The following is a 14,141-nucleotide window of genomic DNA, read 5'->3' on the forward strand; positions in this document are numbered from 1 at the left end:
CCCCGGTCAATCGCCCGTCAAATGTCGCAGCGGCAGGTCGAAACGGCTCATCGTTATCACACCGGCCGACAGAAATGTCTGCAAGTATTGAGTGCATTCTTCTTCAGATAGCTGCAGCCCTTCAGTAGCTCGTTGCAGAACGTCGTTGACGCAAGAGTCGTTATCGATAAGCGCCCATAACAACGCCGCAGATTCTGGAAGCTCCATCAGCGGAGTATTGAGCTGCAATAGAAAAAACGTGTCTGCGTGGCTGACAACCCGAATGCCCGGCGGTTTTTCAAGTAGCCGAGCGCTTCCTGAAAGATGCGTGGGGAAGAAACGGGAGAACGTCCAGAAATCGTTTTCATGCATGCGATTCGCGAGCAAGGCATGATCCGCCATGACTTGCAAAAAGCGGTAGCAACTCTGCAGGTAAACCTTTTTCTGGTTTACGGACCCGCTGAATGTTCCGGCGAAAACGTCCACGAAACGCTCAAACGCCAGGTGTGTTTCACCCATAAAAAGCTGCGCGTAACGTAACTGCCATTTGTCCAGTAAAGACGTTGCGCCGCTGAAGACCAAGAGCTGATTAAAGCTGTGTTTCGCCGCAGTTCTCGCAGAGAGCATCGCGGAATCGAAGTCTCCCGCTTCGGCGAAACCCGCGCTGACCTTCATTGAACGCTCAGCATTGAGTCGACAGAAATCGCTCAACCTGTTTCGGAAGACATCAACATCCAGTGTTTTTTTCAATTGATCAAAAATGTGAGAGTGGGTCAGGCCAATCCCCGTATACAGCCGGTGACACAACAGCAGTTCATAGCTGGTGACACTGGGCAGGTCCTCGCCGATCATCAGCACTTCGATGATGTTCTGCAGTTTCGCGAGGCTTATCCGTGTGACTTCGATGGGCCGTTGTCCGCCTGTAACAAGGGTTTCACCTTCTTCGCAGGTTTCGTACAGGGCATACACATCATAGTCAGATCGGGTTGTCGCCAGCCCCTCGGCCACCGAGCCGGAGAGGAACGAGCACAAAGGTCTTTGCTCGTTATTATTCAAAAAGGCTTCGAGCCTTTCCTTGATCTCGGCTAATTCAGTGGCTGATATGGCCGCGCGAACAAGTGATGAACAATTCATTAAACCTCCCTGTAATGGCCAGTGCGGCAATATGATACTAGTTAATATCAGAATGATATTGCCCGGTATTCCATTGCATGTGGACTGGGAGACTTAAGCATCGATCGGGGATATGTCAAGTAATCAGCCAGTGCAATTTTCACGACGCTGAAATCCTGAAATATCTTGCAACACTTGGGGGCAGATTATCTTTGACGCATATCCTGAGACTGTTAGGGTTGAAGGCGAGGCGATTAACAAAGTCTCGAAGTCGATCAAATTGATCTCAACTTATGAAATAAAAGGATGACCTTCATGAATCAGAATATTCGCGTACTTAGTTCCGCCGAGCAGCAAGCCGTGAGTGCTGTAATTACCTTCACTTCGAGTGGTGGTGCTGTCCACGCGCCTAAGTAACAAACCTGAAGTAGCTGCACTAAATGGACGTATTTGAAGTTGCACAAGGATGTGCTGATTTAAATTGTAAGTTGGCAGTAGGTTAATGCTGCCCTAGGCTCTCGGCGTTCGCTGGAATGCAACGATTGCTCAATATTCAAGGAGGATTCATGAGCCAGACAGCAATGTCAGATCGCAGTGTTTTATTTATTACTGTGGATTCCTGTCGTTTCGATTCATTTTCCCAGGCCGAGACACCGACCTTCGACAGTCTCGGCCAAACCCGCGCGGCGGGCACTCACGGAACGTATACGCTACCGGCGCACATGAGCTTTTTCATGGGCTATCTACCGTCGGTAATTACGCCACCTTTCAATGATTTCTACAGCCCCGAAGTCCGCCAGCTATGGCGCCTGGCTTCAGGGCGTCAACGCGACCCCTTGACCATCGGCGTCAGCATTGACGGCGAGTCGGTACCGAAATCCTACGCAAAACGTGGTTTTCGAGTGATCGGCGCCGGGGGCGTTCGCTGGTTCAGGCATCCTGCTTTGGCGAAGCACTTCGATACCTTTCACTTCTATGGAAAAAATGACTTCGTGTCTGTTTTTACGGAGAGGGAAGCCTCCGAGTTTCCGCTTAATCATATTGATGAACTCGTTGATGAAATAGGCAATGAACCGTTCTTCCTGTTTATAAATTGTCCTGAAACGCATGTTCCCTACGACTGCGGCGTTGCACCTTTGCCGGAATCGGCGAAAGAAACCATAAAGAAGCATAAAAACCTGTGGGGTTTGAAAAAAGCCTTCTCGCATGAAGTGGATGTCGATACCGCTGCGCTCGCGAAGTTGCAAAAACTGCAAATAGCGGCACTCGAGGAAGTTGATCGAAAGGTGGGTATTCTACTGTCGAAAATTTCTCATCCGCTGTTGGTGGTCATTGCTGGCGATCACGGTGAATGCTTCGGGGAAGACGGTATGTGGGGACATGGTTATCCTCACGAAAAAGTCACTGAAGTACCTCTGCTTATTGCGACCGTCAACTAGTTCCGATTCCTTTATATACAATCATTACAGGTTGGCTTATGCCTGATCTTCAAATACTCGATGCTGCATGGGGCGCGACGATCACTAATGATGTGGGTGAGTTTAATGTGGGTGCGATGGAAACCGTCTATAAAGGTCAACCCTTTCACCACTTGTTTATCTACAGAAATCTGATATCTCCGGTTCCGTTGCGAATTCAATCGGCCTGCGCGTTAGGGCATATTGCAGGCGATCATGAATGCGACTGTTGTGCACAGATGACCGATGCCATGCACACACTCAATCGGTTGGATAATGGTTTGATTATCTACACCGAAGAACATGACGGTCGCGGTAGAGGGTTGGTCAGTAAAGTCAGGGTCTACGCCGAAAGGCAACAGCACAACCTCAGCAGCCGGGAGGCTTGCACGCGTTTAGGGCTCACCTATGATCTTCGCGATTTCGGACAAATCGCCGAAATATTGAAGCACCTGGAAATTGCCGACGTTTATCTACTTTCCGATAGTGCGGAAAAAAAGGCTGCACTGGAAAGCCGAGGTATCAAGACACATGCCATGAAGCCAATATGACGCGGCCCGTCGTTTATTTTTGTGGTCCTCACGGTGCGGGTAAATCGACTGCGATCAATCGACTTGTCACGCATCGTGGGCTTGCCAGGGGCTTTGCGGTTTCATTCCCGGTACCTGAGGACTCCGCGTATCAGCGCGCCAGCGTGCGAGCCATCAAGTACCTGGTGGAGCAGATAGAGAATGAAAAAAAACCGCAGTCCGCGATGTTGCTGGCAGACCGTTGCATCTACGACACCCTTTGCTACATCAACGCCTATCAAGATCTAGGCTGGATCACGCCAGATGAAGCCCGACGATTGATCGCGCATATCGACAGTCTGTTTCTTCCCCATGGTTTTCCCGGCGTACTGGTTTGCATGCTTCCTGATCTGCCTTTGTTGCGAGAGCGGCTGCGCTGTCGTGCCGTCGAGGGTGATCTGCGTTGGCAGCACGACAACCCGGCGCTGCTACAGGCCGTGCATACCCAATACGAAAAATTGTTCACACGGTTGAGCGCTACTGACAAACGGATACTCAGGTTGAGGAATGAATCAGCGGACCAACAACTCGAAGACCTTCTCGATTTCATCCAGCCATTTCAGGACTACGGTTGAGATGAAGTCCAGGGACCGCACCGAAAACCAATCGCTACTTTCCAGACGGGACACAACAATGGATGAGTCTCTCGATGCGCTGATGAACGTACATAAACGAGAAAGCGCGCTCTCGAGTTTCTCGGCGGTATTCGATTTCATGGGGACCACGCTCAAGGTAACCCTGGCGGATGCGCATACCTTGAACCTGTTCAGCGCTTATGTATCGCCTTACTTCGCGATGCGGCAGCCGGAAGGCAAGTCTCCCGTCAGGTATACGGTAAAGGTCAACACCGCCGCGATACCTGCCGAGCTTGAACGACTGACCCATGACTTTGCGGCACGGGCTGAAACGATGCCTTGGTACTTCGGCGCGACCATGCAGGTGTTGCGTGTTGGCGATTTTCGCCTGGCACGCGCGGCGGACGCTGGCTGGATGCTGTTCAATGCAAGCTCGGTTATCGTGTGGTGTATCAGCGACGAAGTTTCGGCGCTGTTGCTCGCCGTGCGCTTGTCCCGGGAAGTGATGATTGCGTTCAGCGAACATGAGCTGCTCAGGATCCATGGGGGCTTTATTTCATTCGAACAGAGTGGATGCCTGGTACTTGGCGGCGCCGGTGCTGGAAAGACGTCCCTGCTGATCAACAGTTTGCGCCACGGCGGCAGCAGCTTTTGCGCCAACGACAGGAGCCTGGTTTACCTGGACGGCAATCGTTTGACGGCCCACGGAAGCCCCATACAAAGTCAGGTGGGCGAATTTCATCTACATGAAGTTGCCGAATTCAACTTGCCCGCGAATCAGAAATACTCAAGGCCAAGCGGTGAGATCGGATTCTGGTCAAAGATGCTTCCCTTCAAAAAAGCTTCACTATCTCCTCGCTTGCTGGCCAGACTCTTCGATTCGCCGATGCGATCTCATGGACGCATTGATGCGGTCGTCATTCCTCGACTGCGCCCCGAGGTCGATACCGCAGTGAGTATTGAAGAGATCCACCACGATAAACGCACGCTGTTGCTGGATCAGGTCCTGAATGAAGACACTGCCTTTCCTTCTTCCATATTCGACCTGACAGCCAAACCTCTGCCAGAACCTGTCATCTCGGCGCTGTGCCGACGGCCATGGTATTTTTTAAACGGCTATTTCAACGATGGAGCGGTCGCCAGCGTGCTTGAAAACACGATCAGGCGTCAGCCCCTGTGAAGCAGCTCCTTTGCGACCAGGAGGTCCCTGCGTGACTGATTTCAAAGTCATCATTTTCGATCTGGATGGAACCGTCCTCGACTCCGCCCCCGGAATCGTCGAGAGTCTGACCCACGCCATACGTCAACTGGGCCATGACTTTGTTCCAGACGCCGGAACGCAACGGTTGCTTGGCCCTCCGATGAACCAGATAGTCGCCGAGTTGCTCGCGCCGTTTGCCGATGATCGAGTGGACGAGTGTGTCCATCTGTACCGCACTCACTACAGGGAGCAAGGGCTTTACAAAAGCCTGCCTTACGCCGGTATCAGCCATGCACTGCGCTATTTTTCGGAGCATGACTATTCGCTTTTCGTTGCGACCTCGAAACGCCAGGAGTTCGCTGAAAAAATGCTCGCCTGCAATGGATTGTCCGAGTCTTTCCAATCGATATTCGGTACCTCGCCAGACGGTCTGCTGGATGACAAGGCTGACCTCTTGAAGAAGTTACTGGCAACGCTTGCAAAGCCACCCTCCAGCGTATTCATGATTGGCGACAAGCGTGATGACATGGTGGCCGCCCAGAGAAATGCAGTGATCCCGGTGGGCGCGCTTTGGGGCTATGGTTGCGTCGATGAGTTGAAGGACAGCGGAGCCTGCGCCCTGGCTGACACACCCTGGGCGTTGCCCGGCGTTGTCGAAGGCCTGCTGCCGACCGTTTGACAAGGAGCAACATGACCCCCATCACCCACGATGGCCGCTTGCTTGAAATCATGAAAAACCCGACTTTCTCCGGGTATTGGTTTGGCACGTTGGTCCTTCAGATCGTCTTCCAGACTCAAACGCTGCTGTTTGCCTGGTCGTGGAGCGGAGGGCAGGTCGACGGGGCTTTCTGGGTCTACGTCGCCAGCAATGCACCTTTCGCCATACTCACGCTGTTTGTCGGATACCTGGGGGATCGCTACTCTCGAAAAGGGCTGCACTTCATCGGGCAGATCTTGATTGGCCTTGGTTTTGTATTGAGTGCCGTCTACTTCATGGGAAACCCGAGTTTCGCTCTGGGACTGTGCGCGTTACTGATCCTGAATGCCGGCATTTCGATCAGGGGGCCGTCCTATCAAGCGACGATCATTTCCCTGTTCGGCAAAGATGATGTGGATACAGTGCTGTCAGTCCACGGGCTGGCGGTCAGCATTGCAAAACTGGCCGGCCCGCTATTCGTCGCATTTGTCATTCACCAGAGCCTCACGGCGTTACCAGCGCTCGCCGGTATTGTGGCCTGCCTTTGGACGGTGATGGTCATCGTAGCCTGGGATAAAGCCGGATGGCGTACAAGCAGCAGCCATGGACTGGCCCCGGTATCCGCAATTCCACGTATCGATCCGGCGTCCGTGAAGGACCTGTTCCTGGTCGGCGCATTGGCATTTGGCTGTTGCAGCGTCCAAACCTTACTGCCTTCCCTGGTCAGGCTCCATTTCGGTGACAACGCGACCCTCTACACCTTGTTGATGGTGTTTTTTGGTGTGGGGGCTTTGCTGGGGACGTTTTCCGGGCGATTTTCACTGCGCCTGTTCGGCCGGTATGAAAGGGTTGTGTTGACGCTGATTTTCTCGGCTAGCACGACACTGTTCGCGCTAACGTCGCAATGGGTGATCCACAGCATGGCGCTGCTGTGTTGCGGTTGCGCGCTGTTCATCCTGTTCGTGCGACTGTGTGGCAGACTGACGCGAGCCTTCGCGCCAGCACAACGAGCATTCGGGCTGTCCTTGTATTTTTTTTCAAACTACCTCGGAGGAACGCTCGGTGCGCTGGCCTGGGGGATGATCGCGCGGTTTCAAGGCGCGGACTCAGCCCTTGTGATGGCGAGCATTCTGGTGCTGCTGCTCGGCTTGGTCATGTTTAATCAGCAGCGACATCGGATCGCTCAGCCTTGAGCCTCGCTGAACATCGGAATCCGACCATTCAGCGAAGGGCGGTAGTGCCAGGTCAAACCGTCCAGTTTGGGTTTTATCGCCAGTATCTGCGTCAACGTTGCGCTGGCGATGCTCAAGGCCAGTGTCTGCCCAGGGCATTGATGGCGGCCGCTGCCGAAGGTAAAACTGCGACGATTCGGACGGTCGAGGATGAACGCGTCGGGTTGGTCGTTGATCTGCGGATCGCGGTTGGCCGAGGCCAGGAGCACCAGAATCGCATCGCCGGGCTCCAGGCGCACGCCGTCGATTTCACAAGATGCGGCGACGAAGCGGCGGGTGTTTTGTACTGATGGATCGAAGCGCTGGGTTTCTGCGATCAGGTCATCAGTGGAGGACAAATCGCGTTGCAATGACGGGTTTCGAATCATCGCGATCAGTGCGTTGCCGATCAACCCCGCCGTGGCTTCATAGGTTTGCGAACACAGCCCGATCAGGTTGGCGATCAGCATTTCATTATCCGATGACGCGAATCGCTGTTTGATGCCGTTCAACAGCGGACTCTGCGTATCCGGATCTTCCAGCAACTCTATGAAATTGCCCCGCAACTGTTCAGCCGCCGCGTGGGCAGCGTCCAGTTGAGCGGGATTGCTCAGCGGCGACAGGCAAGCCACGAAATCGGCGGTCAACTCGCTGACAAATCGGGCTTGAGCGGGTGAGAACCCTAACAGCGCAGCGACCACGCCGACCGGCCCGCGAAACATCGCCTTGGACAAACCCTCCGCATCCGCAGTTATCAATCGCGCACTGACCAACGCCTGCACTTCATTCACATCGATCAATGCAAGCCCCGGCTCAATCGCCGAGCGAGGGCAACGCTGCCGTTCACCCTCGTTCATGCGCATCAACTGGCCAAACACCTCGCCAGCCAACCCGTCAGCAATCGACTTGGGCACCGGCTCGCCCAAAGGGCGCACATGGTAATCCGGATGCGCCAGCACCGCTGCCACGGTCGCGGCACTGCTGGCCACCCACAGTTTCAGTCCTTGATGAAAAACCAGTCCGCCCTCGGCACGCAGTTGTGCGTAATAAGGATATGGATTGGCGTGAGTCGCAGCGATGATCGGGTCCATGGGTCGCAGCCTTGTTCGTGGTGGGAGAAGTGTTGCTACTATCTCCAGTTCACAAGGGCCTTGATTCGTCCGGGAGCGAAATATGAACGTTGAACAACACGACATCGGCGTCTCTCAGGTGGCGGCCGCGATTGCGGAGCCGGCCCGGACGAAAATCCTCTGTTCGCTGATGGACGGCCACGCCCGCACCAGTACCGAGCTGGCGACGATTGCCGAGGTCAGTGCCTCCACGGCCAGCGCGCACCTGGCCAAACTCAGGGAACTGGCGCTGTTGCGGCTGCACGTCCAGGGCCGCCATCGTTATTACAGCCTCGCTGACAAACGGGTGGCTCAGGCGCTGGAAGCCTTGATGGTGATTGGCCAGAACGCTGCGCCGACCTTCAACCCGCGCACGCCGGATCGCCTGCAATTCGCCCGCACCTGCTACGACCATATGGCCGGCACCCTGGCGGTGTTGCTGCACGACCGGATGATCGAGGCAGGGTGGGTGTTGGAAACCGACGAGCAGGTTTATCAACTGAGCGACAGCGGCGAAGCGTTTTTCGAAGGGTTGGGTATCGAGGTCAAGGATTTGAGCACGATGCGTCGCCGCTTCGCCTGTCCGTGCCTGGACTGGAGCGTGCGCCGGCCGCATCTGGGCGGTTCGTTGGGGGCGGCATTGTTACAGGTGGCGATCAAGCGTAAATGGGTGACCCAGGACCTGGACAGTCGGGCATTGGCGTTGACGGCGGCGGGGCGCAAGGAGATGGGCGCGCGGTTTGAGCTGGTGTTGCCGGATCAGTCAGTTCAACAGATCAAGATCAAAAGATCGCAGCCTTCGGCAGCTCCTACGGGGGCGGTGTGATTCAGGGAAACCGGTGTAGGAGCTGGCGCAGCCTGCGATCTTTTGATCTGCCCTACGCCCGAAAATCCCAGACATACTCGACCACCCGCACCGCCAGCACCAGGTAGATCAAAAACAAAACCACCTGGAACGCCGTGTGATACGGCAGTCGGGACAAGCGCCGCAAACCGTCGCTGACGCTGAGCAGCATCAGCAGCGCCGACACCGCGATCAACGCCCAGCCCGCCACATCCGAGGTGAGCAGCCCCATGTAAGGATGGTGCTCGCTGTGCAACGCATTGGTGCCCGCCGCGAATAGCAACGCGCAGACCAGCAGGTTCTTGATGTTATCGAACACCTGCGTGGTGAAGTCGGTGTCCAGCAAGGCCAGATACTTTCGCCAGAGTTTGCCCATGGTTTCTTGACACCTGTCGATTGCGAGTGCACGGGGCAAGTCTAGTGACGAATCGGGCAGGGCGTCGATTTCATCCTGTCCGATGAGAGGTGCGTTGATGGCTTGTGTCCGCAAGGTCGACTCTATACTGTATATCCGAACAGTATCAGGCGTTGACTATGGAACTCATCGACAAGCTCAGCATTCTCGCCGACGCGGCCAAGTACGACGCGTCCTGCGCCAGCAGCGGTGCGCCCAAGCGCAGCTCCGAGGGCAAGAGTGGCCTGGGCTCCACCGATGGCATGGGCATTTGCCACAGCTACACGCCGGACGGGCGTTGTGTCTCGCTGCTGAAAATCCTGCTGACCAATTTCTGTCTCTACGATTGTCAGTACTGCGTCAACCGCCGTTCCAGCGATGTGCCCCGGGCGCGCTTCACGCCTGAAGAAGTGGTCACGCTGACCATGGATTTCTACCGGCGCAACTGCGTCAGCGGCTTGTTTTTAAGTTCCGGGATCATCCGCTCGGCGGACTACACCATGGAGCAGTTGATCCGCGTGGCCAAGTTGCTGCGCGAAGACCACGAGTTCCGGGGCTACATCCACCTCAAGACCATTCCCGAAGCCGATCCGGCGCTGATCGAGGAAGCGGGGCGCTATGCCGACCGACTGAGCGTCAACATCGAGTTGCCCACCGATGCCAGCCTGCAAACCCTGGCCCCGGAAAAGCAGCTGGGCTCGATCAAACAAGCGATGCAAACCATCTACACCGGCGAGCAAACCGTGCTCAACGAACCTCGGGCGCCGAAATTCGCTCCGGCCGGTCAGAGCACCCAGATGATCGTCGGCGCCGATGACACTGACGACAGCACCATTCTGCATAGCGCCCAGGCGTTGTATGGCAACTACCGTCTGCGCCGGGTCTATTACTCCGCGTTCAGCCCGATCCCCAACAGTCCGAAAAGCGTGCCGCTCGCCGCACCACCGTTGATGCGCGAACACCGCTTGTATCAGGCTGATTTTCTGCTGCGCAGCTACGGATTCACCGCTGGCGAGTTGTTCAAGGGGCCGGGGCATCTGGCGCTGGACATTGACCCGAAACTGGCCTGGGCATTGGAGAATCGCGAGGTGTTTCCACTGGACCTCAACCGCGCAGCGGCGTCATTGATTGCGCGCATCCCCGGGATTGGTCTACGCACTACCGAGCGTCTGGTGGAACTGCGCCAGCAACGGCGCATTCGCTACGAAGACCTGGCACGCATGCGCTGCGTGCTGGCCAAGGCCAAGCCATTCATCATCACCAGCGATTACCACCCACAGCAGGCTGAAGTCACCAGCCATTTGCTGTATCAACAACTGCGTGACCGGCCGCAGCCGCAACAGATGGGGTTATGGGGATGATCAATCTGGATTGCGACGACCTGTTCGAGACCTGGCGTCAGCAGGCCCGTTGGCTGCTCAGCCATGAGGTCGATCCGAGTCTGGTGAGTTGGGCGTCGGAGGGTGTCACTGACCTGTTCGCCAGCGATGATGCGCCGCCCGAGGGCAATGGCCCGTTTCAGGCACGAATCCCGCTGGCGTTGCTGGGTATTCTTGAAAGCGCCGCACGCTATCGCGGCGATCAACGCTGGAGTTTGCTGTATGAGGTGTTGTGGCGGGTCAGTCACGGCGACCGCACGGCGATGCTGGCCGGCGATAAGCTCGGCAGCGAACTGCAACGGCGGATCAAGCAAGTGCAGCGCGAAGCCCATCACCTGCATGCTTTCGTGCGTTTCGTCGAGCGACCTCAAGCCAGCGAAGGCCCGCAATATGTCGCGTGGCATGAACCGGCTCACGACATCCTGCACAGCGCCAGCGAGCATTTCGTTGCCCGCATGGGTCGCCACCGCTGGCTGATCGCCACGCCTCGCGACGGGGTCTACTACGATGGCCAGCAGTTGATTCACCAACGCCAATGCCCGATTGAATGGCAACGGCTGGCGCAGAACGTTGACGATCCTCACGGTGATATGTGGCTGACCTACTACAGCCACATCTTCAACCCGGCGCGGCTGAATCCGAAGGTGATGCAGGGGCATCTGCCGGCAAGGTTCTGGAAGAACCTGCCGGAAGGGGCGTTGATTCCGGGGTTGATCACCCAGGCGCGTACCGGCAAGCAACAGGATGGGCAGGCCAGTGGGATTGCCGGGAGGCAGGGGAAGCGGATTGGCATGAAGAGGTAAAGATCAAAAGATCGCAGCCTTCGGCAGCTCCTACGTGGGACTGGTGTTCACCCTGTAGGAGCTGCCGAAGGCTGCGATCTTTTGATCTTGCCCTTTCCAACAAAAAGCCCTCCATCGATCACTCGATGGAGGGCTTTGGTGCAGCTGGCGTCAGGTCAAACCTTGACGATCCAGCCCGCTGGCGCTTCGATGTCGCCGGTCTGTACACCGGTCAGCTCTTTGTAGAGCTTCTGGGTGACCGGGCCGACTTCGGTTTCGCTGTGGAACACGTGCAGGTGGTCGTTGTAGCTGATGCCACCGATCGGGGTGATCACGGCAGCCGTACCGCAAGCGCCGGCTTCCTTGAAGTCCGACAGCTTGTCGATCAACACGTCACCTTCAACCACTTCCAGGCCCAGACGCGATTTAGCCAGCTCGATCAACGACAGACGGGTGATGCCCGGCAGTACCGACGGCGAGTTCGGGGTGACGAACTTGTTGTCGTGAGTGATCCCGAAGAAGTTGGCCGAGCCGACTTCTTCGATTTTGGTGTGGGTCATCGGGTCCAGGTAGATGCAGTCGGCAAAGTGCGCCTTCTTGGCCTGGGAGCCAGGCATCAGGCTGGCGGCGTAGTTGCCACCGACCTTGGCTGCGCCGGTGCCTTGTGGGGCCGCGCGGTCGTAGCTGGAGATCAGGAAGTTGTGCGGGGTCAGGCCGCCCTTGAAGTAGGCGCCGACCGGAATGCAGAAAATCGAGAAGATGAACTCGGGGGCGGTACGCACGCCGATGTTGTCACCCACGCCGATCACGAACGGACGCAAGTACAGCGCGCCGCCGGTGCCGTAAGGCGGGATGAAACGCTCGTTGGCGCGAACCACGGCTTTGCAGGCTTCGATGAACTGCTCGGTTTCGACGAACGGCATCAGCAGGCGTGCACAGCTGCGCTGCATGCGCAGGGCGTTCTGGTCCGGGCGGAAAAGGTTGATCGAGCCGTCCTTGCAACGATAGGCCTTCATGCCTTCGAAGCATTGCTGGCCATAGTGAAGGGCAGTCGAGCCTTCGCTGATGTGCAGCACGTTATCTTCGGTCAGGGTGCCTGCGTCCCACTCGCCATTACGACAGTACGACAGATAGCGTTTGTCGGTCTTGATGTAGTCAAAACCCAGCTTGTCCCAGTTGATGCTTTCGTTACCCATGACACCCTCTATCACTTAACAACCGCCGAAACGGTTCAAGGCTTCTGACGTTTTTTGGATGGGGACAACAATACTTCATTCCGGGGTGGTTTCGCAGCCCGGACTATCGGGTGATTGGCAGATAAATGATGTCGCCCTTGAGAATTCGCGAGCAAGCCCGCTCCCACAGTGGATTTGTGTACGACACAGATCAAATGTGGGAGCGGGCTTGCTCGCGAAGAGGCCATCACCTACACCATCAATTTCCCGGAATTACAAATGCAGCGCATGCCCCAACGCACGCAACGCTGCTTCCTGCACCGCCTCACCCAGCGTCGGATGCGCATGGATGGTGCCGGCGATGTCTTCCAGCCGTGCGCCCATTTCCAGACTCTGGCCGAATGCGGTCGACAACTCCGACACGCCAACACCCACCGCTTGCCAGCCGACAATCAGATGATTGTCCCGACGAGCGACCACTCGCACGAAGCCGGTTTTCGATTCCAGGGTCATCGCCCGGCCATTCGCCGCGAACGGGAAGCTGGAAACGATGCAGTCCAGGCCCGCAGCCTTGGCTTCGTCCGGAGTCTTGCCGACCACCACCAGTTCCGGGTCGGTAAAGCACACGGCAGCGATGGCGGTAGGGTTGAATTCGCGGGTTTTGCCGCTGATCAGCTCGGCGACCATCTCGCCCTGGGCCATGGCCCGGTGCGCGAGCATCGGTTCGCCGCTCAGGTCGCCGATGGCGTAGACGTTGCGCATGCTGGTCTGGCAGCGGTTGTCGATCTTGATCGCCGAACCGTTCATCGCCAGGTTCAGGCCTTCGAGATTCCAGCCTTGGGTGTTCGGCTTGCGGCCGACCGCGACCAGTACCTGATCGGTTTCCAGGTTAATGGTGTCGCCATCCGGATCAAGAACTTGCAGTGTATTACTAGCAGAATCAAAGCCTTGAACGCTGTGCTTCAAGTAAAGCTTCACGCCGAGTTGCTTCAGCGCTTCGTGCACCGGATGCGTCAGTTCCGCGTCATAAGCTGGCAGGATCCGATCCTGAGCCTCGACCACGCTGACCTCGGCGCCGAGTTTGCGATAGGCAATCCCCAGCTCCAGACCGATGTACCCACCACCGACCACGATCAGCCGTTTAGGCACGGACTTCGGCGCCAGCGCCTCGGTGGAGGAAATGATCGGCCCGCCAATCGGCAGCATCGGCAGGTTCACGCTTTTCGAACCGGTGGCCAGCACCAGGTGTTCGCACTGAATCCGCGTGTCACCGACTTCAACGGTCTTGCCGTCGATCACCTTGGCCCAGCCTTGAATGACCTGGACCTTGTGCTTCTTCAGCAGCGCCGAGACGCCGGTGGTCAGGCGATCAACGATGCCGTCCTTCCACTCGACGCTTTTGGTGATGTCGAGGGTCGGCGCCGAAACGCTGATGCCCAAAGCCGAATGCTGACTGTGATGCTGTGTCTGGTGAAACTGTTCGGCGACGTGAATCAGCGCCTTCGATGGAATGCAGCCGATGTTCAGGCAGGTGCCGCCCAACGATTCGCCTTCCACCAGAATGGTCGAAATGCCCAACTGGCCGGCACGAATCGCCGTCACATAACCGCCAGGACCGCCGCCGATGATCAGCAGTGTGGTGTTCAAAGTTTGCAT

Annotated in this window: 14 protein-coding genes; 9 read left to right on the plus strand and 5 right to left on the minus strand. The window is 56.6% G+C overall.

What is annotated here, in order from left to right:
• Positions 1-6: 6 nt before the first annotated feature.
• Positions 7-1,113, minus strand: coding sequence for a hypothetical protein (locus LOY68_RS12735; RefSeq protein ID WP_265044924.1), 1,107 nt, complete (start codon positions 1,111-1,113; stop codon positions 7-9).
• Positions 1,114-1,658: 545 nt separating this feature from the next.
• On the opposite strand from LOY68_RS12735, the gene LOY68_RS12740 reads away from it, so the two are divergent.
• The 6 genes from LOY68_RS12740 to LOY68_RS12765 are packed head-to-tail and all read left to right on the plus strand — an operon-like array spanning position 1,659 to position 6,784.
• Positions 1,659-2,531 carry a sulfatase-like hydrolase/transferase gene (locus LOY68_RS12740; RefSeq protein WP_163909654.1) on the plus strand — a complete coding sequence of 291 codons (873 nt, stop codon included), beginning with the start codon at positions 1,659-1,661 and terminating at the stop codon, positions 2,529-2,531.
• A 38-nt stretch (positions 2,532-2,569) separates the two neighbouring features.
• A complete protein-coding gene (locus LOY68_RS12745; protein WP_265044927.1) occupies positions 2,570-3,100 on the plus strand; it encodes a hypothetical protein in 531 nt (176 codons plus the stop codon).
• Positions 3,097-3,693 (plus strand): ATP-binding protein, encoded by a 597-nt coding sequence (locus tag LOY68_RS12750; RefSeq protein WP_265044929.1) that lies wholly within the window; start codon positions 3,097-3,099, stop codon positions 3,691-3,693. Before LOY68_RS12745 ends, LOY68_RS12750 begins: the two co-directional genes overlap by 4 nt.
• A gap of 58 nt (positions 3,694-3,751) precedes the next feature.
• Positions 3,752-4,873, plus strand: coding sequence for a hypothetical protein (locus tag LOY68_RS12755; RefSeq protein ID WP_265044930.1), 1,122 nt, complete (start codon positions 3,752-3,754; stop codon positions 4,871-4,873).
• Between the two features lie 31 nt (positions 4,874-4,904).
• Positions 4,905-5,573 (plus strand): HAD hydrolase-like protein, encoded by a 669-nt coding sequence (locus LOY68_RS12760; protein ID WP_163909658.1) that lies wholly within the window; start codon positions 4,905-4,907, stop codon positions 5,571-5,573.
• A gap of 11 nt (positions 5,574-5,584) precedes the next feature.
• Positions 5,585-6,784: an MFS transporter gene (locus LOY68_RS12765; RefSeq protein ID WP_265044932.1), complete on the plus strand. Its 1,200-nt coding sequence runs from the start codon at positions 5,585-5,587 to the stop codon at positions 6,782-6,784.
• Here the strand turns inward: LOY68_RS12765 and LOY68_RS12770 are convergent.
• The gene (locus LOY68_RS12770) at positions 6,775-7,893 is read right to left on the minus strand and encodes a cytochrome P450 (protein ID WP_265044934.1); all 1,119 of its coding nucleotides are present in this window, start codon (positions 7,891-7,893) and stop codon (positions 6,775-6,777) included. The two genes, LOY68_RS12765 and LOY68_RS12770, sit on opposite strands and share 10 nt — an antisense overlap.
• 82 nt (positions 7,894-7,975) lie before the next feature.
• On the opposite strand from LOY68_RS12770, the gene LOY68_RS12775 reads away from it, so the two are divergent.
• The gene (locus LOY68_RS12775) at positions 7,976-8,737 is read left to right on the plus strand and encodes an ArsR/SmtB family transcription factor (protein WP_163909661.1); all 762 of its coding nucleotides are present in this window, start codon (positions 7,976-7,978) and stop codon (positions 8,735-8,737) included.
• A 52-nt stretch (positions 8,738-8,789) separates the two neighbouring features.
• On the opposite strand, the gene LOY68_RS12780 is transcribed toward LOY68_RS12775, so the two are convergent.
• Entirely contained in the window at positions 8,790-9,131 is a 342-nt protein-coding gene (locus LOY68_RS12780) for a hypothetical protein (protein ID WP_265044936.1), read from the minus strand.
• A 158-nt stretch (positions 9,132-9,289) separates the two neighbouring features.
• On the opposite strand from LOY68_RS12780, the gene LOY68_RS12785 reads away from it, so the two are divergent.
• Together LOY68_RS12785 and LOY68_RS12790 are read left to right on the plus strand one after the other, a co-directional pair.
• Positions 9,290-10,510 carry a putative DNA modification/repair radical SAM protein gene (locus LOY68_RS12785; RefSeq protein ID WP_054054427.1) on the plus strand — a complete coding sequence of 407 codons (1,221 nt, stop codon included), beginning with the start codon at positions 9,290-9,292 and terminating at the stop codon, positions 10,508-10,510.
• A complete protein-coding gene (locus LOY68_RS12790; protein ID WP_265044938.1) occupies positions 10,507-11,331 on the plus strand; it encodes a TIGR03915 family putative DNA repair protein in 825 nt (274 codons plus the stop codon). Before LOY68_RS12785 ends, LOY68_RS12790 begins: the two co-directional genes overlap by 4 nt.
• 155 nt (positions 11,332-11,486) lie before the next feature.
• Here LOY68_RS12790 and LOY68_RS12795 read toward each other — a convergent pair whose 3' ends face one another.
• Positions 11,487-12,506 (minus strand): branched-chain amino acid aminotransferase, encoded by a 1,020-nt coding sequence (locus LOY68_RS12795; protein WP_265044940.1) that lies wholly within the window; start codon positions 12,504-12,506, stop codon positions 11,487-11,489.
• Between the two features lie 252 nt (positions 12,507-12,758).
• Positions 12,759-14,141: a dihydrolipoyl dehydrogenase gene (gene lpdA / locus LOY68_RS12800; RefSeq protein ID WP_265044942.1), complete on the minus strand. Its 1,383-nt coding sequence runs from the start codon at positions 14,139-14,141 to the stop codon at positions 12,759-12,761.

The sequence above is a fragment of the Pseudomonas sp. B21-053 genome, assembly GCF_026016365.1.
Taxonomy (GTDB): domain Bacteria; phylum Pseudomonadota; class Gammaproteobacteria; order Pseudomonadales; family Pseudomonadaceae; genus Aquipseudomonas; species Aquipseudomonas nunensis.

Bases quoted from the DNA above. Each gene is read 5' to 3' on its own strand.
- LOY68_RS12770 (WP_265044934.1), bottom strand. From the start codon at position 7,893: ATGGACCCGATCATCGCTGCGACTCACGCCAATCCATATCCTTATTAC.
- LOY68_RS12785 (WP_054054427.1), top strand. From the start codon at position 9,290: ATGGAACTCATCGACAAGCTCAGCATTCTCGCCGACGCGGCCAAGTAC.
- LOY68_RS12740 (WP_163909654.1), top strand. From the start codon at position 1,659: ATGAGCCAGACAGCAATGTCAGATCGCAGTGTTTTATTTATTACTGTG.
- lpdA (WP_265044942.1), bottom strand. From the start codon at position 14,141: ATGCAAACTTTGAACACCACACTGCTGATCATCGGCGGCGGTCCTGGC.
- LOY68_RS12790 (WP_265044938.1), top strand. From the start codon at position 10,507: ATGATCAATCTGGATTGCGACGACCTGTTCGAGACCTGGCGTCAGCAG.
- LOY68_RS12795 (WP_265044940.1), bottom strand. From the start codon at position 12,506: ATGGGTAACGAAAGCATCAACTGGGACAAGCTGGGTTTTGACTACATC.
- LOY68_RS12755 (WP_265044930.1), top strand. From the start codon at position 3,752: ATGGATGAGTCTCTCGATGCGCTGATGAACGTACATAAACGAGAAAGC.
- LOY68_RS12765 (WP_265044932.1), top strand. From the start codon at position 5,585: ATGACCCCCATCACCCACGATGGCCGCTTGCTTGAAATCATGAAAAAC.
- LOY68_RS12780 (WP_265044936.1), bottom strand. From the start codon at position 9,131: ATGGGCAAACTCTGGCGAAAGTATCTGGCCTTGCTGGACACCGACTTC.
- LOY68_RS12735 (WP_265044924.1), bottom strand. From the start codon at position 1,113: ATGAATTGTTCATCACTTGTTCGCGCGGCCATATCAGCCACTGAATTA.
- LOY68_RS12745 (WP_265044927.1), top strand. From the start codon at position 2,570: ATGCCTGATCTTCAAATACTCGATGCTGCATGGGGCGCGACGATCACT.
- LOY68_RS12775 (WP_163909661.1), top strand. From the start codon at position 7,976: ATGAACGTTGAACAACACGACATCGGCGTCTCTCAGGTGGCGGCCGCG.
- LOY68_RS12750 (WP_265044929.1), top strand. From the start codon at position 3,097: ATGACGCGGCCCGTCGTTTATTTTTGTGGTCCTCACGGTGCGGGTAAA.